22 protein-coding genes are annotated in these 24,541 nt (G+C 63.0%); 15 read left to right on the top strand and 7 right to left on the bottom strand.

Features of this window, described 5'->3' with window-relative positions; genetic code table 11:
- The first annotated feature begins 76 nt into the window (after window positions 1–76).
- The 5 genes from CN933_RS25580 to CN933_RS25560 all read left to right on the top strand — a co-directional run bounded on the left by CN933_RS25580 (window position 77) and on the right by CN933_RS25560 (window position 5,986).
- Window positions 77–1,459 (top strand): DUF3300 domain-containing protein, encoded by a 1,383-nt coding sequence (locus CN933_RS25580; RefSeq protein ID WP_102762844.1) that lies wholly within the window; start codon window positions 77–79, stop codon window positions 1,457–1,459.
- 18 nt (window positions 1,460–1,477) lie between these two features.
- Complete coding sequence (locus tag CN933_RS25575; protein ID WP_102762843.1) at window positions 1,478–2,443, top strand: DUF2950 family protein; 966 nt, start codon at window positions 1,478–1,480, stop codon at window positions 2,441–2,443.
- Window positions 2,444–2,673: 230 nt separating this feature from the next.
- Window positions 2,674–3,633: a formylglycine-generating enzyme family protein gene (locus tag CN933_RS25570; RefSeq protein ID WP_102762842.1), complete on the top strand. Its 960-nt coding sequence runs from the start codon at window positions 2,674–2,676 to the stop codon at window positions 3,631–3,633.
- 145 nt (window positions 3,634–3,778) lie between these two features.
- Complete coding sequence (locus CN933_RS25565; protein WP_018097915.1) at window positions 3,779–5,047, top strand: alpha/beta hydrolase; 1,269 nt, start codon at window positions 3,779–3,781, stop codon at window positions 5,045–5,047.
- Between the two features lie 147 nt (window positions 5,048–5,194).
- Window positions 5,195–5,986, top strand: coding sequence for a hypothetical protein (locus CN933_RS25560; protein ID WP_018097914.1), 792 nt, complete (start codon window positions 5,195–5,197; stop codon window positions 5,984–5,986).
- A 104-nt stretch (window positions 5,987–6,090) separates the two neighbouring features.
- Here the strand turns inward: CN933_RS25560 and CN933_RS25555 are convergent, their stop codons facing one another.
- The gene (locus tag CN933_RS25555) at window positions 6,091–6,684 is read right to left on the bottom strand and encodes a TetR/AcrR family transcriptional regulator (protein ID WP_018097913.1); all 594 of its coding nucleotides are present in this window, start codon (window positions 6,682–6,684) and stop codon (window positions 6,091–6,093) included.
- A 116-nt stretch (window positions 6,685–6,800) separates the two neighbouring features.
- Here CN933_RS25555 and CN933_RS25550 point away from each other — a divergent pair, with 116 nt between their 5' ends.
- From CN933_RS25550 to CN933_RS25530, 5 genes are all read left to right on the top strand, one after another.
- The gene (locus tag CN933_RS25550) at window positions 6,801–8,018 is read left to right on the top strand and encodes an MFS transporter (protein WP_102762841.1); all 1,218 of its coding nucleotides are present in this window, start codon (window positions 6,801–6,803) and stop codon (window positions 8,016–8,018) included.
- 77 nt (window positions 8,019–8,095) lie between these two features.
- Window positions 8,096–8,593, top strand: a complete 498-nt coding sequence (locus CN933_RS25545; RefSeq protein WP_018097911.1) for a hypothetical protein — start codon at window positions 8,096–8,098, stop codon at window positions 8,591–8,593.
- A gap of 68 nt (window positions 8,594–8,661) precedes the next feature.
- Window positions 8,662–8,841 (top strand): hypothetical protein, encoded by a 180-nt coding sequence (locus tag CN933_RS25540; RefSeq protein ID WP_018097910.1) that lies wholly within the window; start codon window positions 8,662–8,664, stop codon window positions 8,839–8,841.
- Between the two features lie 10 nt (window positions 8,842–8,851).
- Window positions 8,852–9,049, top strand: a complete 198-nt coding sequence (locus tag CN933_RS25535; RefSeq protein ID WP_018097909.1) for a hypothetical protein — start codon at window positions 8,852–8,854, stop codon at window positions 9,047–9,049.
- Window positions 9,050–9,106: 57 nt separating this feature from the next.
- Complete coding sequence (locus tag CN933_RS25530; protein WP_018097908.1) at window positions 9,107–9,253, top strand: hypothetical protein; 147 nt, start codon at window positions 9,107–9,109, stop codon at window positions 9,251–9,253.
- Window positions 9,254–9,980: 727 nt separating this feature from the next.
- On the opposite strand, the gene CN933_RS25525 is transcribed toward CN933_RS25530, so the two are convergent.
- The 6 genes from CN933_RS25525 to CN933_RS25500 form a co-directional block, all read right to left on the bottom strand.
- Window positions 9,981–12,194 carry a xanthine dehydrogenase family protein molybdopterin-binding subunit gene (locus tag CN933_RS25525; RefSeq protein WP_018097906.1) on the bottom strand — a complete coding sequence of 738 codons (2,214 nt, stop codon included), beginning with the start codon at window positions 12,192–12,194 and terminating at the stop codon, window positions 9,981–9,983.
- A gap of 1 nt (window position 12,195) precedes the next feature.
- A complete protein-coding gene (locus CN933_RS25520; RefSeq protein WP_018097905.1) occupies window positions 12,196–12,654 on the bottom strand; it encodes a (2Fe-2S)-binding protein in 459 nt (152 codons plus the stop codon).
- Between the two features lie 273 nt (window positions 12,655–12,927).
- On the bottom strand, window positions 12,928–13,884 hold the full coding sequence (locus tag CN933_RS25515) for an AraC family transcriptional regulator (protein ID WP_102762840.1): 957 nt from the start codon (window positions 13,882–13,884) through the stop codon (window positions 12,928–12,930).
- Between the two features lie 108 nt (window positions 13,885–13,992).
- Entirely contained in the window at window positions 13,993–17,142 is a 3,150-nt protein-coding gene (locus tag CN933_RS25510; RefSeq protein WP_102762839.1) for an efflux RND transporter permease subunit, read from the bottom strand.
- An 88-nt stretch (window positions 17,143–17,230) separates the two neighbouring features.
- The gene (locus CN933_RS25505) at window positions 17,231–18,409 is read right to left on the bottom strand and encodes an efflux RND transporter periplasmic adaptor subunit (protein ID WP_180980816.1); all 1,179 of its coding nucleotides are present in this window, start codon (window positions 18,407–18,409) and stop codon (window positions 17,231–17,233) included.
- 91 nt (window positions 18,410–18,500) lie between these two features.
- Window positions 18,501–19,109 (bottom strand): TetR/AcrR family transcriptional regulator, encoded by a 609-nt coding sequence (locus CN933_RS25500; RefSeq protein ID WP_102762838.1) that lies wholly within the window; start codon window positions 19,107–19,109, stop codon window positions 18,501–18,503.
- 167 nt (window positions 19,110–19,276) lie between these two features.
- Here CN933_RS25500 and CN933_RS25495 point away from each other — a divergent pair, with 167 nt between their 5' ends.
- From CN933_RS25495 to CN933_RS25475, 5 genes are all read left to right on the top strand, one after another.
- Window positions 19,277–20,104: a phosphogluconate dehydrogenase C-terminal domain-containing protein gene (locus tag CN933_RS25495; RefSeq protein ID WP_102762837.1), complete on the top strand. Its 828-nt coding sequence runs from the start codon at window positions 19,277–19,279 to the stop codon at window positions 20,102–20,104.
- A 69-nt stretch (window positions 20,105–20,173) separates the two neighbouring features.
- The gene (locus CN933_RS25490) at window positions 20,174–21,115 is read left to right on the top strand and encodes a D-ribose ABC transporter substrate-binding protein (RefSeq protein ID WP_014527519.1); all 942 of its coding nucleotides are present in this window, start codon (window positions 20,174–20,176) and stop codon (window positions 21,113–21,115) included.
- A gap of 166 nt (window positions 21,116–21,281) precedes the next feature.
- Complete coding sequence (locus tag CN933_RS25485; protein ID WP_102762836.1) at window positions 21,282–21,926, top strand: DUF2291 family protein; 645 nt, start codon at window positions 21,282–21,284, stop codon at window positions 21,924–21,926.
- A complete protein-coding gene (locus tag CN933_RS25480; protein WP_102762835.1) occupies window positions 21,923–23,473 on the top strand; it encodes a sugar ABC transporter ATP-binding protein in 1,551 nt (516 codons plus the stop codon). The genes CN933_RS25485 and CN933_RS25480 overlap by 4 nt, the downstream gene beginning before the upstream one ends.
- Entirely contained in the window at window positions 23,473–24,537 is a 1,065-nt protein-coding gene (locus CN933_RS25475; RefSeq protein ID WP_100672412.1) for an ABC transporter permease, read from the top strand. Before CN933_RS25480 ends, CN933_RS25475 begins: the two co-directional genes overlap by 1 nt.
- Window positions 24,538–24,541: the final 4 nt, after the last annotated feature.

The following is a 24,541-nucleotide window of genomic DNA, read 5'->3' as shown; positions in this document are numbered from 1 at the left end:
GGGCCCGCAAAGCATGAGAGAGGTCGAGCTGACGCTCGAGACCGTAAGCTGAAGTGCAAACGCAGGGAGTGAGGCTATGCCGACTGAGTTGCTCAGACTGATCGCCCGTCCGATCGGTGTCGCGGGGCTCGCAATTTTGATGGCTGCGGGTCCGGCCCTGGTTCCCCGAGGTCTTGCTCAGCAGGCCGCGCAGGCTCAGGCGGGCGAGGCGAGCGATGATCAACCCGATCTCCTGACCGAGGAAGAGCTCGAAACCATGGTCGCGCGCATCGCGCTCTATCCGGACGAGCTCGTCGCGCTGGTCAGCTCCGCTTCGCTCTTTCCGCTGCAGATCGTGGAGGCGGCGCGGTTCCTCGAAGAGAAGAAGACGAACAAGGGGCTGCAGCCGAAGGAGAGCTGGGACGACAGCGTAATATCGCTTCTCAACTATCCCGAGATCGTCAAGATGATGAGCGACGATCTAGACTGGACGCAGGCGCTCGGCAGCGCGCTCGCCTACCAGCAGAAAGACGTTCTAATCGCGGTCCAGACTCTGCGCGACAAGGCGGTAGCGGACGGCGTCATCAAGACCGACGACAAGGTGAAGGTCGTCAACGAAGGCGACAACATCGTCATCCAGGCGGCGGATCCGGAAAAGATCTACGTCCCGAGATACGAGCCGGAAATGCTCTACGAGCCGGGCTACGCGCCGGCGCCAATCGCCTATTATCCCGATCCCTATCCGAGCTATTACTACCCGACCGCCGCCTATTTCGCCGCCGCGATCACCGGGGCTGCGATATGGGCGGCGGCCGTCGACTGGGACGACTGGGGCGTCTGGGGCGGGCATTGGAACGGCGACGTCGACATCGACTGCGACAATTGCTTCAACGACATCGATATCGACCGCGACAAATTCAAGATGAACGATGTCGACTGGAAGAATGTCGACCGGTCCAAGATCAAGTTCGACAAGAATCAGTTTGCCAATATCGATCGCGACAAGTTTACGAACGACTTCAAGGCAAACCGCGACAACAACATCGCCAATCGGGCGAAGGACGTGCGCCGCGACCGAGACGAAATCGCCCGCAGACCGAACAAGGTTTCCGTCGACGACATCCGCAAGAGCAAGGTCGATGCGAACCGCGTTCGGGCCGAACGGGAGCGGGCGGGCAATGCCCAGCGTCGTGTGGACGCACCGCGTCGCGATGGCGGGGCTGCGGCGAACCGCGCCCGTGCAAGCACAGGCAAGGCCGCAGGCGCACGGTCGAACGTCCACCGCAAGGCGCATGCACCGAAACCGGGTGCACACAACGTGCGACATTCGTCCGGCGGCAAGCACTCGGCGCTCGGCAAGGTCGGCAACAAGCGGCAAACCCATATGTCGTCCAGCCGCGGCCACCATTCCATGGGCGGCGGTCATCGTGGCGGCGGTGGGCACAAGATGGTGAAGCGTGGCGGCGGACGCCGGCGGTAATCAGATCGGGAGGCTAGGATGACCAAATCCATTCGTGACGGGATCGCTCTGTCGCTCTTCGGGATGATCCTCCTCGGCGGCACGGCGCTCGCTCCGGCAGTCCTGGCCCAGGAAGCCGGTGAGGATACGCCGCTTGCAGACTATGCGGCGACAGAAGATCCGCCCGTTTTCGACACGCCGGAATTGGCGGTCGACGCTTTCAAGACGACCGTCACCGGCGGCGATTTCGACAAGCTCGCAGTGCTGGTCGGGCTGGACCCGGCCAAGACAAGGTCGAGCGAAGGGGTGATGGAGACCTATGCCGACATACAGGAGGGCGTGAAGGAGAAGGTCGTCGTCGAGGAAGTGGAGGGCCGCAAGGTCCTCGAGATCGGCGACGAGCTGTGGCCGTTTCCCTTTCCGATCTCGAAGGGGGACGACGGCAAATGGGCCTTCGACACCTTTGTCGGACTGGAGGAGATCGCCAACCGGCGGGTCGGTGACAACGAACTTGCGACGTTAGCCACCATGCGCGCCTATGTCGGAGCGCAGGAGGAGTATGCGCTCGGCGACCACGACGGCGACGGCGTCCTGGAATACGCGCAGAAACTGATCAGCGACGTGGGTACGCAGAACGGGCTCTATTGGCCTGCAGAAAAATTCGAAGGCGAGGAGAGCCCTGCAGCCGCGGCTCTTGCAGAGGGCGATGCCGTGGAACGGGCGAAGGCCGGCCGGGGCTATCAAGGTTATCGCTACCGTATCCTGACCAGTCAGGGCGACAACATCACGGGCGGCAAGTTCGACTATATCATCAACGGCAACATGATTGCCGGCTTCGGCCTGGTGGCCTGGCCGGTGAGATACGGTGTCTCGGGGGTGAAGACTTTCGTGGTCAACCGCAACGGCATCGTCTACGAAGCGGATCTCGGGGAAGAAACTGAGAAAACTGCCGCCGACATCCGCACATTCAATCCGAGCGATGCTTGGGCGATCGCCGAGGACTGAGGGCGCGAACCCGGTGCGCCGGGCTTGCCGGAACGGCGCCGCAGCGGCAGCCGTGTGATGCGAAAGGGTGCGATGCGTCGGCAACAGCAGGGAAATATTATGCCGCCTGCAGCCATTCTGTCGGAAGGCGAATGCGGACAAGATCGCGAGCTTGGTCCAAGATGCCCTGCATGAATTGGGCAGCTAGCCGTCGGCGGTAGATCTGGGAACCGGTTTCAGTGAGAATGCCAATGAAGTCGTCTTTGCACACCGCGGCCGAACTTCAACCCGCGGCGGAAATGGTCTGGATTTCAGGTGCGACCTTCATGATGGGGTCGAACGACCATTATCCCGAGGAAGCGCCCGTGCACCCGGTGACGGTCGACGGGTTCTGGATGGACGAGACGCCGGTCACGAACCGTCAGTTCCTGGAGTTCGTAAACGCGACCGGACATGTGACCTTCGCAGAAAAGCGGCCGCGTGCGGAAGATTATCCCGGCGCGCCGCCGTCCAATCTGAGAGCAGGCTCGCTCGTCTTCACGCCGCCGAAACACCCGCTGAGGGGAAGCGACATATCGCAATGGTGGATATTCACCCTCGGCGCCAACTGGCGGCACCCGCTCGGGCGCAAGAGCAGCATCGGAGCGATTCTGGATCACCCCGTCGTCCATGTCTCCTATGAGGATGCAAAGGCCTATGCCGCATGGGCCGGCAAGGAGTTGCCCACCGAGGCCGAATGGGAACTCGCGGCGCGCGGCGGTCTCTATCAGGCCGAGTTTGCCTGGGGGGACGAATTCGCCCCGGGCGGGAATCACATGGCCAATACCTGGCAGGGCAGCTTCCCGATCGAGAATTCGCTGGAGGACGGCTTCGCGCGGACGTCGCCGGTGAGATTCTACCCGGCGAACGGCTGCGGGCTCTACGACATGATCGGCAATGTCTGGGAGTGGACCACGGATTACTGGTCCGTGCGCCACCCGGAGGCGGCTGCGAAACCGTGCTGCATTCCGAGCAATCCGCGCAACGGGGATATGGAAGCCAGCATCGATCCCGCGGCAAGAGTGAAGGTTCCGCGCCGCGTCCTCAAGGGGGGATCGCATCTCTGCGCGCCCAACTATTGCCGGCGGTACCGTCCCGCAGCCCGCCACGCTCAGGAGACGGATACGACGACGAGCCATGTCGGTTTCCGTTGTGTCAGGCGCGTCCGCTGAGACGCGGGGCTGGGCGTCCGGCCGGGGATGCGCAGGTTGAAGAATGGGATCGTTACACGGACTTCAATCTTGCCGTGTAAGGGTCTAAGTTGCAGGTCGAATGTGAGGGGCGGCGCGACGGCGCCTGGAGTGTGAGGCGTTGTTTTTGCTGAGTATAGGTTCGTGCGGAGGGCGGCTCCGCGTTGCGAAAGCCTGGGGCGCGGCTCTGTCGGGGTTTGTCGCGCTCGCCCTTCTGGCCGGCTGCGGAGGTCACCCGAAAGGCGTGATGACTCCGGTGGCTCTGGCGCAGCCATCTACGACGTCTCAGGTCGACATGCTGGTGGCCACGACCCGCGAGCCCTCGGGAGACCCGGCGACCCTGTTTTCGGGTGAGCGCAGTCCGACGCTTTCGATGACCGACGTTGCGGTCTCGATCCCGCCGGACTCGCGCCGCAAGCCGGGCACGGTGCAGTGGCCGCGCAAGCTGCCGCCCAACCCGGAGACGGATTTCGCCGTGACGCGGGTGCGCGAGCTGGCATCGGATGACGAGGCGCGCAGCTGGTTCCAGATGCACAATGAGGGCGGCCACGTGCTTCTCTTCGTTCACGGCTTCAACAATCGCTACGAAGATGCGGTCTTCCGGCTGGCGCAGATCGTGCACGATTCCGGTGCGCAGGCGACGCCGATCCTGTTTACCTGGCCGTCACGGGCGCGCGTGTTCGACTATAATTACGACAGGGAGAGCACCAACTACTCCCGCACAGCGCTCGAAGATACGCTGCGCACGCTTGCGAATTCTCCGCATGTCAAGGACGTCACCATCCTCGCTCATTCCATGGGAACGTGGCTGACGATGGAATCGCTGCGCCAGATGGGAATTCGTGACGGAAAGATCGCGCCGAAGATCGAGAACGTGATCCTTGCTTCGCCCGATATCGACCTCGACGTCTTCGCCAAGCAATGGGTCGACATGGGCAAGGCGCGGCCGAAGTTCACGGTCTTCGTTTCACAGGACGACCGCGCGCTGGCGGTCTCGCGGCTGATCTCCGGCGACGTGTCGCGGCTCGGCGCGATCGATCCGACTGCCGAACCCTACCGTACCCAACTGGAACGTGCCGGAATCACCGCAATCGACCTGACCAAGGTCGAGACGGAGGACGGCCTGCATCACGGCAAGTTCGCCGAAAGTCCTGAAATCGTGCAGTTGATCGGGCAGCGGATCATCAAGGGCCAGACGCTTACCGATTCCGAAATCACGCTGGGCGACGGAATCACCGCCGTAGTCGCCGGCACTGCCAAAAATGTCGGGAACGTCGCGGCCGCCACGATTTCCGCGCCGGTCAATATCATCGAACAGAGCGGGACGCGCCGCAAGAAGGTCAACCTCGAGGAGACGCTGACAAGCGCCGAGAAAAGCGAAGACCCGACCCAGTGACTTAGAACGGTTCCCGGCGAATTACGGGAAGATTTTTCGTGCGGAACTGCCTGGTTTCAGTGAGTTGGGGCGTTTGAATCGCCTAAGGATTGAAAGACTTTGTCGAGCCGCGGCCGATCGTGCCGGCGGGCAATATCGGAGGATGTGATGACATCTCGTTTCATAGCGACTCTGGCTTCCATCGGAGCCTGCCTGCTTGCCGGCGGTGCCACGGCGGCGGACATCTATTCTCCGGTGGCACCGCAAACCCAGCAGGTCACCACGGAGGGCGGCTGGACGTTTTCCTTCGCGCCCTACTTCTGGGCGGCGGGGCTTTCGGGGGATATCGAGCAGTTCGGCTTGCCTGCGGTCGACGTCGACGCGAGTTTCAGTGATGTCTTCGACCACCTGGATTTCGCTGCGATGGCGATCGCCGAAGCGCGCAACGGACCCTACAGCATCTTCGGGGACGCGATGTACATCAAGCTTTCCGGCCAGGGCGGCACGCCCAGGGGCGTTCTCGCCGACGATGTCGAGCTTTCGACGGAGACCTTCGCCGGCACACTCGGCGCTGGCTACGCGATCTATGAGGACAGCGCTGCACGGCTCGATGTCGTCGGAGGCTTGCGTGTTTGGTCCGTCAAGAGCGAGCTCTCCTTCCAAGGGGGCGTTCTCGATGGTGTGTCGAGAACCGACGATGCGACCTGGGTGGACGGAATCGCCGGCTTTCGCGGGACCTATTCGTTTACGCCCGAGATCTACATGACCGGTTGGGGCCTTGTCGGCGCCGGTGGCGCGGATCTGGACTGGGATGTCGCCGCGGCTATCGGTTACCGCTTCAGCGATACCGTTTCGGCGCTTGCCGGTTACCGCGCGCTGGGTGTCGACTACAGCAATGACGGATTCGTCTTCGACGTCGTCGAGCAGGGGCCGATCCTCGGGCTCGTGGTGCGCTTTTAGAGCACATACAGGAAAAGTGTGTAACGGTTTTCCGTCCGGAAGTGCGTTGGATCAAATGCTCTAGAAGCATTCCGGCGTTTTGCTGGAACACTGAAACGCGGCAGTCAGCCCTTTTCGGTCCTCAGGCCTTCGAGCAGCGCCCGAAAGCCTTCGACAGCCTTTTTCGACGTTTCCTGCGGGTCGTCGGAATTGGCGATCCATAGCGCCGCGTGGCTGCTCGCTCCGTTGATAAGACGGGCTGCAGCTTGCGTGTCGACGTCGATGACCGCCCCTTCGGCCTTGAGGCGAGCCAGGCTGCCCGCCAGCGCCGCTATGCAGCCTTCGTTCATGGGCCATTGCGATAGATCGCCAAGCACCGCTGGTCCGTCACGGAACATGATGCGCTGAATTTCCGGTTCGAGAGCCATGCGGATATAGGCGACGCACTCGTCCACGAATCCCTGCCAGCGCGTCGGTGCTTCCGAAGAGACCTTGTTCAGGCGCGCCGTCATCTCGGCGTCAATCTCCCGGATCACCGCCTGCAGCAGCCCCTTTTTGTCACCGAAATGATGGTAGAGCGCACCGCGGGTCAAGCCGGCCTCGGCGGTGAAATCGTCCATCGACGAGTCCGCATAGCCGATGGTGCCGAAGGAATGCCTGGCGGCCGCGATCAGTTTTGCGCGGGTCTCGGCGATCATTTCCTTTCGCGGTCTGTTCATATCGTCTCCCGTTTCGCATACGCCTCGTATTTTATTTGACATACGACGCGTATGCAACTAACTAGATGACATACGCGGCGTATGTCATCTAGCACCATCCTTCATTGGAGCGTCTCATGTCCAATCCCTACGGGAAAATCTTCAGGGCGCCGGGAGCCAAGGGCTTTTCGGCAGCAGGCTTCTTCGCACGACTGCCGATTGCGATGGCACCGATCGGGATCGTCGCAATGCTGTCGCAGACCCATGGCGAATACTGGCTGGCAGGCGCGGTTTCGGCTACCTTCGCCCTCACCAATGCGCTCGTCGCGCCCCAGATATCGCGGCTGGTCGACCGCCTCGGCCAGACCGCCGTAGTCGTCCCGACGACGATCGTATCGGTAGCCGCATTCCTGGCGCTGATCATTGCGGCCAACCGGGACTGGCCCGAATGGACTTTGTTCGCATCTGCCTTCTTCGCGGCGATGATGCCCAGCATACCCGCCTTGGTCCGCGCCCGCTGGACCGAGATCTTCCGCAATCAACCCGAGCTGAACACAGCCTTCGCCTTCGAATCGTCGGCAGACGAGCTTGTCTATATCTCTGGCGCCTCGCTGTCGGTCGGCCTCGCCGTCGCTCTGTTTCCGGAAGCCGGCATGCTGACGAGCACGATATTCCTCGCGCTCGGGACGGCGGCTTTCATCCTGCAGCGCTCGACCGAGCCGAAGGTGCGCCGATTGGAGGCCGGCGTCTCGCAGGTCTCGGCAATCCGTCAGCGTCCCGTGCAGATCATCACGCTTGCCCTGATTTTCGTCGGTTCGATTTTCGCCACGGCGGAAGTCAGTGCCGTCGCGATCACCAAGGAACTCGGAGAGCCGCAGGCTGCCAGCCTCGTCATCGGCGTCTATGCGGTCGGTTCCTTCCTGGTGGGCCTGGCGCTCGGTGCCCTGAACCCCGCCATGCCCCTGCACAGGCAGCTTCTGATCGCCGTGAGCGTCATCGCCATAACGTCGGTGCCTCTTCTCTTTGCGAACACCGTGCCGCTCCTCGCCTTGGCGGTTTTCGCCAGCGGCATCGCGATTTCGCCCACCTTCATCACGGCATTCGGCCTGATCGAGCGGCGCGTACCCGAGTCGATGCTGACGGAGGGCGTTACCTGGGTGATGACCGGCATCGGCATAGGCATGGCCTTGGGCGCGTTCGTCTCCGGCTGGGTAGTCGACAATTTCGGCGCGCAGAACGGTTTCTGGGTGTCAGTGGCCGCCGGGGTGGCGACCGTGGTGACGATAGCGGCCGGCCAGCGTAGCCTTGCGGGCGGCGGAGCGCTCCCCGCAGCGGTTCCGCAGCCGGCAGAGTAGAACACCGCCTTCTTGCCGGAACAAAGAGGCGGGCCGCCGGTTCATCCGTCGGCCTGTCACGATTTCGGGAGAGACGGATGGCACGAGTATCACTCATAGCCGCCAGCGGATTATGCGCGGGCCTCGCCGCCCTTGCGGCGCTGGCGGTTGCGGCCGAGCGCCGGAACAGGAGCCCGTGGCGGCCGATCAACGCGACGAGCCACTGGATACACGGCCCGCGCTCGGGGTCGGTATCGCGTCCCGATCTCGCCCACACCGGCACCGGCTTTACAACGCACATGCTCGCCTCGTTCTGGTGGGCGCTCCCGTTCTCGGCAATGATCGGGCGCAGCGCGCGGCCTTCACCCTCTCGGGTCGTCGCCGCCGCGGCTGGCACCACCGCCCTTGCAGCCCTCGTCGATTACGGCCTCGTCCCCAAGCGCCTCACGCCCGGCTGGGAACTCGCTTTGCCGAAGTCGGACCTGATGATGGCCTATGTCGCCATGGGTCTCGGCCTTGTCCTCGGAACATACCTGCATGCCGCAACTGCCGGCACGGTCCTGCCTTTCGACGACCAGGAACAACGCCCGTCCTGACAGGTTAGGGCCGCATACCCGCAAGACGCTGGCGCTAAAGACGCCACGGCACAGTGAGGAGGTCTCGAATGAGCAGCCGACCACCACCCGTCCCGTCGGACAACCGCAGCCACAAGGGAGCCGGAGAGTCTGGAAACGTATCCGCCGGGGCGAAGAAGCCCGACCTCGCAGAAAATCCGGAGAAGAAGGGGCAGCAGGGCAACACCAAGGTCAACACGACCCATCAGGGCTATCAGCAGGACAGATGAGGCAGAGCGCATGTCCACTTCCAAGAAGACACCCGCAAGTATCCGCCAGGGCGGTCCGGGCGCCTCCCATGAAAATGCGAAAGCTCCGCTCGAAATAGAGAAGCCGCCGGCCGATTCCGAGCGCCGGACGCGCAGCAAGGTTTCCGGAGGCGGAGGCGAGCACGACCGCCATCACAGCCACGATGCTCGCCGTAAGGGCGGACATTGATCGGGAAGCATCCGGCTGCGCGTGATCGAATGACCGCAGGATGAACAAATCCGCCGCATGGACGTTCTGCTTGACCCGCAACGGGTGGAGGAGTTCGCCATGCGACGCGGTCTGCGCCATCACCCCATGATCGACCTGATCGTGTTCATCGCCGCCCTCGGATTGGTTTCCGCCATCATGATCGCGTCCCTGTTCTTCGGTTAGCCCTGCGCGCCTGGAAGCGGGGTCCGGTCCGCTTCACGAATCACCCGACGCCTCGCAACGCCTCGAAGAGGAGCCTGCGCCGTTTGCGGCACCACTCGGAGCGGGCGTAATGCGCCGGAGCGGAAAATCGCCGATTATCAAATCGCTTACAGCATAACGGCGAGTAAAACATATCAACCTATGCGTGTCGTTGCGTCCTGATGCGCAACCCATATTTGCCTATAAGGTACGTTTCGTCGCCATCTTTCAAGGTTCGAGCCGGCCGAGTTCCCGCCTGCTGCTTGCGCTGGGTGCCGCCCAAGGGCAGCACGGCAGTCGACACGCTTTCAGGTATCCAGACCTACCAGCTCGGTAACGGTCAGGGCCATGCGATGCTCTTCCCACAGGAGCCGCATCCTGCGTGGCGATTTCTTCGACCGCGATCGCGCAATGAGCATCGGCGGTGCCTTCCAGGCGGCGGCGCTGCGGAGGAGGCACCTTCCGCAGCGCTCGGCGGCGCCCCCGGGGAGGGGGAGAGAGGGAGGGACGCCGCCCGGGTCGGCTCCGGCGGCGGGACGAGAGCCGACCCGCTCTTCTGAACGTGTCGCCTCGAGGAAGCGACGGCGCCTAACAGCCTGCGGTGCGGATGGTTCCGAGGAAATGATGCTTCCGCAAATTCTTCGGTGTAGCTTGGGCGGCGCGGATCACGCGGGAAGATGCCGGCCGCGCTGGCGGCCGGCATGAGCGCTCAGGCGTTGAGCGACTTTGCAAAGGGCAGGACGCGAATCCGCTTGCCGAGCGCCTTGAAGGCTGCGTTGGCAACCGCAGGCCCGATCGGCGGAACGCCGGGTTCGCCGATCCCCGACGGCGGGTTGGCAGAGGCGAGGATATGGACCTCGACCTTCGGCATCGCATCGATCCTGAGCGGTGTGTACATATCGTAATTGCCCTGATCGACCTGGCCTTCCGTGAGCGTGATTTCCTCGCCCAGGATGGCGCTCAGCCCGAAGCCGATCCCGCCCTCGACCTGAGCGCGGACCTGATCCGGATTGACCGCCAGGCCGCAATCGACGGCCGCAACGACGCGCTCGACCTTGATGCCCTCGCCATCAATGGAAACTTCGGCAATCTGAGCCACCACCGAACCGAAGCTCTCGGCGACCGCGACCCCGCGGAAGCGGCCGTCGGGCAGAGGTTTCTGCCATTCGGCCTTTTCCGCCGCCAGCTTGAGAACGGTCGCGTGGCGCGAGCCGGGCTCCAGCATTGACAGGCGGAACTCCAGGGGATCCTGCCCGGCAGCCTCGGCGACCTCGTCCAGGAAGGCTTCGGCTGCGAATGCCGTGTGCGTCGAGCCGACGGAGCGCCACCAGAGGACCGGAACGCGAACGTCGGTGGTCGTGAGCCCGACGGTCTGGTTCTGGATGGCATAGGGCAGATTGTTTGCTCCTTCGACGGATGTCGGGTCGACCCCGTTCTGGACCATCCCGTCCCAGGCCGTTTTCGCCATGATCGACTGACCGACAATGTGATCGCTCCAGGCAACGAGTTTCCCGCTTGCGTCGATGCCGGCCTTCAGGCGGTGCACATAGGCCGGCCGATACCGCCCGGCGCGCGTATCGTCTTCCCGGGTCCATTGCACCTTGACCGGTGCACGAAAACCGAGAGCCTTTGCCACATGGACGGCTTCGGCCACGACGTCGCCGTCGAATACCGCGCGCCGGCCGAAGCTGCCGCCGGTCTTCATGACGTTGAGCCGGATCTTTTCGACCGGTACGCCGGCAATTTCGCTGGCGAGTTTCTGGTAGACGTCGGGGAGCTGATGCCCGCCCCATATCTCGATCGTGCCGTCCTCGTTCCTGCGTGCGACCGCATTCAGGGGTTCCAGGGCGGCATGCGCGAGATAGGGGAATTCGAAAGTCGCTTCGATGACCTTTGCGGCCGATGCGAATGCAGCGTCGGCATCCCCGTCCTTGCGCGCGAATGCGGCCGGTGTCTTGCCGGCAAGGTCGCGATAGGTGGAGATGAGCTCGGGCGTGCCCCGTTTTTCTGCGTCCGTTTCGTCCCACTCGACGGTAACCGCTTCCCGGCCCTTGATCGCGGCCCACATATGCTCGCCGACCACCGCCACGCCGCGCGGCGTTTCCACCACGTCGACCACACCCTTAATGGCGCGGGCGGCCGTAGCGTCGAAGGACTTGACCTTGGCGCCGAAGAGGGGCGGGTGGATCATCACCGCCGTCAGCATTCCCGGGAGCTTCACGTCGATCGTGTATTGCTCGGTTCCGTTTGCCTTCCGGGCGCTGTCGAAGCGCTTCAGCTTGGCGTTGCCGATGAGCTTCCAGTCGCCCGGTCCCTTGAGCTTTACGTCGGTCGGCACCGGCATCGTGGCCGCTTTTGCCGCAAATGCGCCGAAACCGCCGCTCTTGCCGGAGGGATGGGCAAGGGTGCCGTTCTCGACGGTGATCTCGGCCGCGTCGACGCCCCACTCGGCCGCGGCTGCAGCAACCAGCATCGCCCGGGCGGCGGCACCTGCCTTGCGATAGCGTTCCCAGGAGGTGGACATGGAGGTCGAGCCTCCCGTGCCCTGCATGGTCCCGCCAAAGGCGATATTGCCATAGGCCGGTATATTGCCGGCCGCGCCCTTGACGTCGATCGTGAACCAGTCGGCGTCGAGTTCTTCCGCCACCAGCGTGGCGACGCCGTTATAGGAACCCTGACCCATTTCGAACTGGGACGAGAGCACGGTCACCTTTCCGTCCGCTCCGATCATCAGGTAGGGAGAAAATGCGTGTGAGCCGCTCTCCGTTTCCGCCTCGCCCGCAAATGCCGGGGAGGCGGCGAGAACCCGGTATCCGACGGCAATGCCGGTCCCGGCCGCGAGCGCGCCGAGCAGGAATTGTCGCCGCGACGTTTCCATCCGGGCGGCAGGACGGGCGATCGATTGCATCAGTTTCGGTATCATGTCAGGCCTCCAGACGCTTCGCGGCTTCGTGAATGCCCGCGCGGATACGATGGTAGGTGGCGCACCGACAGAGATTGCCGGACATGGCGGCGTCGATGTCGGCATCCGTCGGTTTGGGATTGTTGGCCAGAAGGTCCGTAGCGGACATGATCTGGCCGGACTGACAGTAGCCGCATTGCGGAACGTCGAGATCGGCCCAGACCGCCTGCACCGTCTCGGCAACCTTTCCGTTCAGGCCCTCGATCGTCGTCACCTCGGCTCCTTCGATATCGCCGATGAAGGTTTGACAGGACCGAGTGGGCGAGCCGTCGACATAGACCGTGCAGGCGCCGCATTGCGCCATGCCGCAGCCGAATTTCGTGCCCGTCAACCCGACAAGGTCCCGGATTGCCCACAGAAGCGGCATATCCGCCTCGGCCTCGATCTTGTGTTCGACGCCGTTGATCTTAACAGTCACCATGGTGTTCTCCTCGCGTTTCGGCGCGTGAAGCGGATGCCGCTGCCACATGCCGGACTGCCGCTGGCGCGGATGTGGAAAGGTCTTCCGCCCACATGCCGCTCAAGCTCTTGGAATTACTCACGCTCACGAGCCAGGCAACCTGACCTAAGACCATGAACGAGACCTGGAGCTTAGAAGACCATTCGCCGGGCTGGTAGATTCAATCCTGCCGAATTATTGCCCATTCCTGCCAGGTTGACGGGATCGTGATCATCGCACCGGGTGGGGCAGCAATCATCCCGCGGAGTTCCGCCTGGTCGAATCGCTGGAATTCAGAATCGCCTTGATGTCGCGCAGCGGCGGATGGCCGAATGCCCGGCGATACTCCCGGTTGAACTGGGTCGGGCTCTCGTAGCCGACCTGCAGCGCCGCCGTCGCCGCATCGAGCGACTTGGAGAGCATCAGTTCCCGTGCGTGATGCAGTCGCAGATGCTTCTGGAACTGCAGGGGGCTCATCGCGGTCATGGCTCGGAAGTGGTGGTGCAGCGTGGAGACGCCCATATTGGCGATCTCGGCCAGTTCTTCCACGCGAAGCGGTTTGGTGTAGTTTTCCTTCAGCCATAGGACCGCCTTGGCGACGCGGTTGCTGTTCGTGCCCGCGAGCGCGAAGCGCCGGAGCCGCGCGCCCTGCTCGCCGGTGAGAAGCCGATAGAGGATCTCGTTCTGGATATGGCCGGCCAGGAACGGAATGTCGGCCGGCGAGCCTGCAAGCGAAATCAGCCGGAACAGGGCATCGAAGAGCTCGCGCGTCGCGGTGCCGACAGCCACACCAAGGTCGCGCTCGGGAATGTCGGTCGGGTGTATGTCGTGATCGGCAATGATGCGCCGCACTTTTTCCATGTCCAGACGCAAGGCCGCTGCGACATAGGGCTCCCCTTCGCTTGCCGCGCAGATCTGCGCAGTTACGGGAAGGCCGATGGCGGTCAGGAAGAAGAAGCCTTCATCGTAGACGAGCGTCTCGTTGCCGACGCGGACATTCTTGCTTCCCTTGATGATGAAAGAGAGGCTTGGCTCGTAAACGCTCGAAAAGGGGCCCGCCGGCTCGACGATGCGATAGAGCGAGAGGCCCGGAACGGGATGCGCGAAGGAAAGCCCGTCCCAGGGCAGTTTCGACAGCCTTTCGAGAATCTGCGCGCGAAGGGCTGCGGTCTCTTCGCGCAGGTCCCTTTGCGGGAACATGATCGTGCTCATTCCTGCTCCTGCCTCTGATCCTGTGTCCGATCATGGGGATCGAAACCCGGTGAGATTATCACATTATTTCGATTTCGACAGAATTGGGCAAGAGTGGCCGATCTCCACTTACTCTGCCGCAAGCGGCGCCGGGTAGCGCTCCTGTTCGTCCGAAACGTCCTGCGCGTCCGCAGGCTCCGGGTCCGTTTTGCGCGATTTCGGCTCCTTGCCGAAGAAGAGCGCATAACCGGCCGGCAGAACCAGGATCGTCAGAACGGTGGCAACCAGTATCCCGCCCATCATCGCATAAGCCAGCGGTCCCCAGAAGACGCCGCGGGAGATCGGGATCAATGCCAGCACCGCGGTGAGCGCCGTCAGCATGATCGGTCGGAAGCGGCGCACCGCCGCGCCGACGATCGCCTCGGAACGTTCCATCCCGCCCCCTATGTCCTGGTCGATCTGGTCCACCAGAATGATCGAGTTGCGGATGATGATGCCGAGCAGCGCGATGACCCCCAGGATGGCGACGAAGCCGAAGGGTGCTCCGCTGATGAGCAGGGCCGCCGCCGCACCGATGATGCCGAGCGGACCGGTTGCGAGCACCAGCATCGCCTTGCCGAAATGCTGGAGCTGCACCATCAGAAGGATGACGATCACCACCAGCATGATCGGCGCCTTGGCGGCGATAGAGGCCTGGCTCTCGGCGCTGTCTTCGGCGCCGCCCTGGATCTCCACCTTGTAGCCGGGCGCAAGGCCCTCCCTCAGTCCCTTGAGCTCGTCGAAGAGCTGCATCGCCACGTCGTTCGGCTGCACGCCGTCAGGCAGCGTTCCGCGCACGGTGATCGTGGGCAGCCGGTCGCGCCGCCACTCAATACCCTGTTCCATGACGGGAACGACCTTGGCAATCTGCGAGACCGGGACGAAGCCGCCAGAATCGGTGGGCACATAGACCGACTGGACGGCAGAGAGCAGGTGGCGATTGCCGCCGGGTTCCCGCGCCACGATGGAGACCGTTTCCTCGCCGTCGCGGAAGCTATCGAGTGGGGCGCCGGACATTGCCGCCTGCAACATCTGGCGGATGCGCTGCGACGTAATGCCGAGGGCGCGGGCGCGGTCCTGGTCGATCACCAGCTTCATCGCCGGCACAGGTTCGAGCCAGTCGTCATGAATGGCGCCGAGCAGCGGGTTTTCCTGAAATTTCGTCTTCACCTGGTCGGCGATGCGACGCACTTCCTCGCGGTCGGGGCCCATCACCCGCATCTGCACGGGCCATCCGGTCGGTGGTCCCAAGAACAACCGGTCGACCTTGGTGCGGATGGAGGGGAAATCCTCGGCGAGTATCGTGCGCAGCTTGACGATCAGCCGCTCGCGGGCCGCCTCGTCCTTTGCCATGACGAGGAGCTGCGCGAAGTTCGGATTGCGAAGCTGCTGGTCGAGCGGCAGGAAGAAGCGCGGGGCGCCTTCGCCGATATAGGTGGCGATGAAGCGCTTGTCCTCATCGTCCATCATCCGCTCCTCGAGCGCCTTCGCCTGCCTTTCGACCTCCTTGATGCTCGTTCCCTCCGGCAGCCAGAGATCGACCAGAATTTCCGGGCGCGAGGACTGCGGGAAGAAATTCTTCGGAATGAACTGAAATGCCCAAAGGCTCGTCACGAAGATGGCAAGCGTCGTCAGGAGCACGACGACGCGATGGCGCACTGCCCAGCCGACGGTCGCCCTCAGGCGGCGATAGAAGCGCGTATCGAAGACGTCGTGATGGGTGCCGGCGTGGTGGCGCTGCTTCAGGATCATATAGCCGAGCCAGGGCGTGAAATAGACAGCCACGAACCAGGAGACCACCAGTGCGATGCCGACGACATAGAAGAGCGAGCGCACATATTCGCCGGCGGTCGATTCCGCGAAGCCGACGGGGATAAAGCCGGCGGTGGTGATCAGAGTGCCGGTCAGCATGGGAAAAGCGGTCGAGGAATAGGCGAAGCTCGCCGCGTCGATCTTTTCCAGCCCCTCTTCGAGTTTTCGCTCCATCATCTCGACCACGATCATCGCGTCGTCGACAAGCAGGCCGAGAGCGATGATCAGCGCCCCGAGCGAGATGCGCTGGAGGTCGATGCCCAGCTCGTACATGATCGCAAAGGTGGCCGCGAGTACGAGCGGAATGGCAATCGCGATCACGAGACCGGAGCGCCAGCCGATCGACAGGAAAGAGACGACGAGGACGATGATCAGCGCTTCGATGAGCGCGTGGCTGAACTCGGATATCGCTTCGGTGACGACTTCCGGCTGATTGGAGACCTGATCGACCGACACGCCGTAGGGCAGGGCGGACTCAAAGCGATCGTAGGTCGCTTCCACTGCCTTGCCTACGTCCGTGACGTTGAAGCCCTTTGCCATTACTACGCCGATCTGGACGCTGTCGCGGCCGTTGAATCGGAATTTACGTGCATAGGGATCTTCCAGCCCGGAGGTCACGGTCGCGATGTCGCCGAGCCGGATGGTCCGGTTTCCCGCCCTCAGCCGCAGTTCACGGATGTCCTCGACCTTGGTGACGTCTCCTTCGACCGAAATGCGCACCGAGCGCGTACCGGTGTCGACAGAGCCGGCATGATCGACATTGTTCTGACCGGCGATCGCATTGCGCAGGTCGTTGAACGTCAGGCCGCGCTCCGCGAGAACCTTGGAGGAGAGGTCTATATAGATTTTCTCGGGCTGATCCCCGAGGATCACGACCTTCTCGACGCCTGGCGTCGTCAGCAGCATGTCGCGCCCCTCGATCGCGAAGCGCTTCAGTTCGGGATAGCTGAAGCCGTCGCCGCTGATCGAATGCAGGGTGATAAAGGTGTCGCCGAACTCATCGTTGAAATAGGGGCCGAGCACGCCCTCGGGCAGCTCGTTGGCGATGTCGCCCACCTTCTTGCGCACATGGTAGAAGGCGTCGGCGACCTCGTCTGCGTCGGTATCGCCCTCGATCTGGACCGTGATGATGGCGCTGCCGGCGCGCGTATAGGAACGGACGAAATCGAGATGCGGCGTTTCCTGCAGCTTGCGCTCGATCTTGTTGACCACCTGGTCTTCCATTTCCTGGATGGAAGCTCCCGGCCATACGGCTTGCACCACCATGACGCGGAACGTGAATTCCGGATCCTCGCGTTGCCCCATGCGCAGGAGCCCAAGCCCGCCGGTGATGATGATCAGCGCCAGCAGGAAGCGCGCGATGCTCGGATGCCCGATCGCCCAGCGCGAAAGATTGAACGGTTTCTTGTCCTCGGTGGAGGCGTGCATGGCCGTCGTCCCGTTCTACCGGTGGAGGTTGAAGCACTTCCAGGAAAAGTGGAAAGCGGTTTTCCGTGGGAAGTGCATAGTCAAAGGGTCAGAGCGCTACTTTGCTGCGAGCTCTAACGGAGAATTTCGGGCGTTTCGGCTCGGGCGGACTGCTGCTCGGCCGATTGCTGTTCGCCGCCTGCAGTCTCACCTTCAGATCCTCGGCCATGAACTGTGTGCCTGCGGCGACGACGAGGTCGCCGGCGCCGAGGCCTTCGGCGACCCGCACACCGTTATCGGCGAAATCGGCGAGCTTGATCGGGCGCGCATGGACGGTCGAGAAGTCACGGTCAACGATCCAGACGATATTCTGGCCGTCCTTCTTCGACAGCGCGCTCAGGGGGATGGAAACGAGCGGCGCCGAGCTTTCCGCAGCCGCCTCGACCGTCGCCGTCATGCCGAGAAGCACGCGCCCGTCGTTCGCCAGGCTGACGCGTACGGCAAAGGTGCGTGAGCGCGGATCGGCACTGCCGGAGACTTCGCGCACATGCCCGTCGAGCACAAGCATGTCGTTCGACCAGAAGCGCACCCCGACCGGTTTGCCGGGCTTGAATTCGGCAATATCCGTCTCCGGCACTGCGATTTCGACTTCCTTCTCGCCGTCGACCGCGACGGTCACGACGGGCGTTCCGGTGCCGACGACCTGGCCGATATCGGCGTTTACGATCGTGACGATGCCGTTCTGGTCGGCTTTGAGGTCCGTATAGTTTACCTGGTTCTTCGCTTGGCTCAGCGACGAAGCCGCGGCGTCTCGCGTCGAGACCGCCTGATCGTAAAGAAGGGTTGCCTGATCGAGTTGAGCCTGGGAGGAAAACGATTTGCTGAAGAGCTGTTCGGCCCGGAGTTTCGCAAGCGCTGTCGTCCGCACCTGCTTTTCGGCGGCAAGCAGGTCTGCCTCTGCGCTCGTGACCGCAAGCCGATAGTCGGTGGCGTCGATACGGGCGAGAATGTCACCCGGCTTGACCCGGTCGCCGATATTGACGAGCCGTTCGGTGATCTTGCCGCCGACGCGGAAACCGAGATTCATCTCCGTGCGCGCTTTGACCGAGCCGGAATAGTGAAGCTCCCGCGGCTCGCCGGCCGGAGCAATCTCCACGACCTTGACCGGGCGTATGGTCTCGTTCGTCTCGACTTTCTCCTCCGAGCAGCCGGAGAGAACGGCACCCAGCAGAATCGCGGTGAGGAGACGGGCGGCGAACGGTCGGTTGAGGGGGCTTCCTGAAAACATCGCTCTTACTCTCCTTGGCCGCTCTGCGGCGGCGCGGCGTTTTTGTGCATGGCTTCGCCCCGAAACCGCTCACATGTTGGAGCGGCAAGCCTTAATTTTTCAGCGCCCGGATCGCGAACTCGATGAGCTCCTCGGGTGTCGCGCGGTTTTCCTTGGCGAGACACTGGGCGACGATCTGCGGATGGCAAAGGGTGACGAGACTGGCGCCGAAGCATCTGGCGGCGATAGCGGGGTCCTGTTCGGCGAACTCTCCGGCTTCGATCCCCTCGCGGATAATAGCTGCGAGGAGCTCGTCCAGACGGCCGATATGTTTCTCGATCACGTGCCAGTCGCGCTCGATCGCCACGACGACCATTTCATGGACTTTCTGTTCGTCGAGCATTGTCTCGACGGTGAGCTTGTGCTGCCCCAGCCCGTAGCGCCTCAGCCGCTCGGAAGCGCTGAGCGGCAGACGCGCGATTTCCAGCGCCTGCTGGTAGCTTGCCCCGAGCATGCGCGAGCAAAGCGCCTGATGAATTTCCGTCTTCGACGCGAAGAAACGGTAGATGTTGGCCGGCGACATATCGAGCTCGCGCGCGATATCGGCGACGTTTGTCTTGGCATAGCCGTAATGGCGGAACAGCCGCTCCGCGGCTTCAAGAATACGCGTCACGTTTTCCTGGCGGGCTGCATCGGCGGCGTTGTCTGCGAGATCGCTCATCCTGTCTCCTGCTGATGAGTGATGAATTTCGAATTTCGTCAGTAATAATCCGAACACCGTTACTTGTCAACCGCTGGCTACTTTGCGGCTATCGGCTGCTGATATGCTCATTGACTCATTATACCAGTTCGGCTATTCGGATCGTCGAGATAGCTGAGGAGTTGCGAATGACATCGATTGCCCTGTTCGGCGCCGGCGGAAAGATGGGCTGCCGCCTGGCCAAGAACCTCAAAGGCTCGCGTTTCGACGTGCGCCATGTCGAAGTGAGCGAGGCGGGCAAGGCGCGGCTGGCCGACGAGCTCGGGCTTCAGGCCGTCGCTGCCGATGAGGCGCTGGACGGTGCCGAGGTGGTCATTCTGGCGGTGCCGGATACGGCGATCGGCAAGGTTGCTTCTGCGATTGTGAATAGGCTGAAGCCCGGCACGATGGTCATCGTCCTCGATGCGGCGGCACCCTATGCCGGTCATCTGCCGGAGCGCGGCGATCTTACCTATTTCGTTACCCATCCCTGCCACCCGCCGATCTTCAACGACGAGACGGACCCGGCGGCCAAGCGCGACTTCTTCGGCGGTGTCGCGGCCAAGCAGCACATCGTCTCCGCACTGATGCAGGGGCCGGAAGAGGCCTACGCGCTCGGCGAGGAGATCGCAAAGGTCATCTGGGCGCCGGTAATGCGCTCGCACCGGGTGACGGTCGAACAGATTGCGCTGCTGGAGCCGGGCCTCTCCGAAACGGTCTGCGCCTCGCTGCTGGTCGTCATGCGTGAGGCGATGGAGGAGTGCGTCAAGCGTGGCGTCCCGAAAGAGGCCGCGCGCGACTTCCTGCTCGGCCACATGAACGTGCTCGGCGCCGTGATCTTCGAAGAGGCGCCCGGCGTCTTCTCCGACGCCTGCAACAAGGCCATCGAATTCGGCAAGCCGATGCTCATGCGCGAGGACTGGAAACGCGTCTTCGAGCCGCAGGAGATCGCCGACAGCATCCGCCGCATCACCTGATCGCGCGAACGGAATACCGGAGCCTGTGAGGACAGCTCCGACGTTTTTTCAACCTGGGAGGAAAAGCAGATGAAACTGACACGCAGAATGACCATCGCCGCTTTCGCGGCGGTATTGGCGGCGAGCTCCGCCATTCCGGCCTATGCGGCCGATCTCATCGCCATCATTACGCCGTCGCACGACAACCCCTTCTTCAAGGCCGAAGCGGTGGGTGCTGAGGCCAAGGCGAAGGAACTCGGCTACGAAACGCTGGTCCTCGTGCATGACGACGATGCGAACAAGCAATCGCAGCTGATCGACACCGCGATCGGCCGCGGGGCCAAGGCGATCATTCTCGACAATGCCGGCTCTGAAGCCTCCATTGCGGCCGTCCAGAAGGCGAAGGATGCGGGCGTGCCGTCCTTCCTGATCGATCGTGAGATCAATGCTACCGGTGTCGCCGTCTCGCAGATCGTCTCCAACAACTATCAGGGCGCGCAGCTCGGTGCCGAGGAATTCGTGAAGCTGATGGGCGAGTCCGGCAATTATGTCGAGTTGCTCGGCCGCGAAGCCGATCTCAACGCCGGCATCCGTTCGAAGGGCTACCACGACGTCATCGACGAATATCCGGAGATGAAGATGGTGGCGCAGCAGTCGGCGAACTGGAGCCAGACCGAGGGCTACAGCAAGATGGAGACGATCCTTCAGGCCAATCCCGACATCAAGGGCGTTATCTCCGGCAACGACACGATGGCCATGGGCGCGATCGCTGCGTTGCAGGCGGCCGGCCGCAAGGACGTGATCGTCGTCGGCTTCGACGGCTCCAACGACGTTCGCGACTCGATCAAGTCCGGCGGCATCAAGGCCACCGTCCTGCAGCCGGCCTACGCCCAGGCGCAGATGGCGGTGCAGCAGGCTCACGAATACATCACCACCGGCAAGGCGCCGGCGGAAGAAAAACAGCTCATGGACTGCGTGCTGATCAATAGCGAAAACGCCGACCAGCTCGAGACCTTCGCGCTGGCGGATTGATCGGGTTCCAGGGGGTTGGAGCGGGAGCGGGCGAAAACCGTCCGCACCCGCTAAGGCTTTGAATCTGCGCACCGTGCTTACCGAAAACCGGCTTCGTTTTTCGGGGCGATGCGCTGGGCACGCGGCCGATACGCTGCGCGCCTGTCCTGTCATGGAGTGAATTTCGATGCCGAAGTTTAAGGTCGCGGCCGCACTTGTGGTTGCGGGCGTGATGGCACTCTCGGGCTGCAAGATCATCAAGACGCCGACTGCCGAAGAGGCGGCCGAGGCTGCCTCCGGCGGCTTCAATCCCAATCGCATGGTCGCCGAGATCTGGGACGCAGAAGTGCTTCCCTATCTCGACAGAAAGGCCGGTCCGTTCGTCGAAGTGACAGCTCTCGCCGAGAGCGATCCGCAGGCGGCGGGTGCCAAATACGGCCACAAGGAAAAGCAGGGAAGTGCCCCCTGGACTTTTGCGGCGCGTCTCTCAGGCACCATCGTCAAGGCCGAGACGAAGTCGCGTTCGGCCTATGTGGAAGTCGATGCGAACGGCGACGGCAAGGCGGACGCACGCGTGCAGATCGGCCCGGCAATCCGCGGCACGGCGATCCGCGACAGCCTCGACTTCGTCAACTTCAACGAATTCAAGAACCAGATCGAGTGGGCGCAGTTCGGCAAGGCCTTCAACACGCATGTCAACGGACTGGTGCTGGAAAAGCTGTCCCGCGACGGACTTGTCGGCAAGAAGCTCGACGCTGTCGGCGCCTATCCGCTGCCCGCCAAGGGCCAGTTGCCGCTGTTCGTTCCGGCTCAGCTGACGGTGGGCGGATGATCATGCACCCAGCTGACGACGACAATTGCGTCCTGCGCCTCGAAGACGTGACGAAGGTCTATTCGGGCATCGTTGCGGTGCGCCATGCGAACCTTTCGCTCCGGCGCGGCGCCGTGAACGTGCTCGTCGGCGAAAACGGTGCCGGCAAGTCGACCCTGATGCGGATCATCGCCGGCGTCGAGAAGCCCTCGCTCGGCCGCATCCTGCTCGACGGCCAGGCGGTGGAATTCCATTCGCCCGCCGACGCGCAGCGCCACGGCATCGGCATGGTCTTTCAGGAACTCAACCTGTTCGGCAACCTCTCGGTTGCCGAGAACATCTTCGCGACCCGTGAGCTGAACCGGGGCATTCGCGGCATCGATCATCGCGCGCAGGTCGAGAGGGCCACCGGGTTCCTCGACAGGCTCGATGCCGGGATCGATGCCGAGACGCTCGTCGAAGACCTGCCGATCGGGCAGCAGCAGCTGGTGGAGATCGCCAAGGCGATCTCGCTCGATACCCGCATCCTTATTCTCGACGAACCGACGTCGGCCCTTTCGGCGGCGGAGGTGGATGTCCTTTTCAAGGTCATCCGCGAGCTGAAGGCGCAAGGGGTGGCGATCGTCTACATTTCTCACCGGCTCGAAGAGCTGATGCGGATCGGCGACTACATCACCGTGCTCAGGGATGGACAGATCACCGGCCACGCCATGGTCAAGGACATCGACACCAGATGGATCGTCCGGTCGATGATCGGCTCGGACGCGAAGGACTTCGCCAAATCGGTCGACCACCGCCTCGGGGAGGAGGCGTTCCGTGCCGAGGAGATCTGCCTGCCGCGCCGGACCGGCGGGCTCGCGGTCGACCATGTCTCGATCTCGGTACGTGCGGGCGAGGTGTTGGGTATCTACGGGCTGATGGGGGCCGGCCGCAGCGAGTTCTTCGAATGCGTCATGGGTCAGCACCCGCATTCCTCGGGGCGGATCTTCGTCGGCGGGACGGAGGTCGACGCCAGCGACACGTCGGGCAGGATCGGCGCAGGATTGGCGCTCATTCCGGAAGATCGCCAGCGCGAGGGTCTCGTCCAGGCGCTTTCCATCGCCAGCAATCTGACGCTTGCGAGCCTCGACCGCTTCGTGCGCTTCGGCTTCCATATTGTCGGCGCGCGGGAGCGGGCCTCGATCGCTGCGGCCATCCGCGATCTTTCCATCAAGGCACCCAACCCGGACTTCGAGGTGACCTCGATGTCCGGCGGCAACCAGCAGAAGGTCGTCATCGGCAAGGCCCTGATGACCAAACCGAAGGTGCTGCTGATGGACGAACCCAGCCGCGGCATAGATGTCGGCGCCAAAGCGGACGTCTTCCGCACCATGCGCCGGCTTGCCGGCGAGGGGCTCGCCATCCTCTTTTCCACCTCCGACCTCGAAGAGGTCATGGCGCTCTCCGACCGCATCGCCGTCATGAGCAACGGACGGCTGGTCACGGTCATCGACCGCGCGGACGCCACGGAAGAGATGATCGTGAAGGCTTCGGCCGAGGGTCATAAAACGACAAGGGAACACGCCTGATGACGACGGCAACGACGACCACCAACGCAACCGACGCGACGAGCGGCTCGGTGCTGCTCACATTGATGAAGCTCAGGACGTTCATCGCCCTCTTCGCGGTTATCGCCTTCTTCTCGATCTTCGCGCCGAACTTTCTTTCGACCGCCAATCTGATCCTGATGTCGAAGCATGTGGCGCTCAACGCCTTCCTGGCCATGGGCATGACCTTCGTCATCATCACCGGCGGCATCGATCTTTCCGTCGGTTCGATCGTCGGGCTCTGCGGCATGGTTGCCGGCGGGCTCATCCTCAACGGCATCGATCTGCAGTTCGGCTACACGGTCTATTTCAACGTCGTCGAGGTCTGCCTCATCACGCTCGCCGTCGGGATCGTCATCGGCGCGGTCAACGGGCTCCTGATCACCAAGCTCAACGTCGCACCCTTCATCGCCACGCTCGGCACGCTTTATGTCGCGCGTGGCTTTGCCCTGCTTTCATCGGGCGGCCAGACATTCCCCAACCTCGTCGGCAAGCCGGAACTCGCGACGACGGGCTTTGCCTTCCTCGGTTCCGGCCGGCTTCTCGGCCTGCCGGTTTCGATCTGGATCCTCATCGTCGTGGCGCTCGCGGCCGCGTACGTGGCCAGGTACACGCCGATCGGCCGGCATATCTTCGCCGTCGGCGGCAACGAGCGTGCCGCCCGCATGTCCGGCATCCGGGTCGACCGGGTGAAGATGTTCGTCTATATGTTCTCCGGCTTCTGCGCGGCGATCGTCGGACTGGTCATATCGTCGGAACTCATGGCCTCGCACCCGGCGACGGGCAATTCCTTCGAGCTCAATGCCATTGCCGCAGCGGTTCTCGGAGGCACGTCGATGTCCGGCGGCCGCGGGACGATTGGCGGCACCATCATCGGCGCCTTCGTTATCGGCATTCTTTCCGACGGTCTCGTGATGATGGGCATCTCGTCCTTCTGGCAGATGGTCATCAAGGGGATCGTGATCATCGTCGCCGTCGTGGTGGATCAGGCGCAACGCCGGCTGCAGCAACAGGTCACGCTGATGCAGCTTGCGAAAAAGGGGTGACGGG

It is taken from the genome of Sinorhizobium sp. M4_45 (genome assembly GCF_002885915.1).
Taxonomy (GTDB): domain Bacteria; phylum Pseudomonadota; class Alphaproteobacteria; order Rhizobiales; family Rhizobiaceae; genus Sinorhizobium; species Sinorhizobium meliloti_A.
The sequence above is the reverse complement of the archived record's forward strand: the minus strand, read 5'-3'. Positions and strand labels throughout refer to the sequence as shown.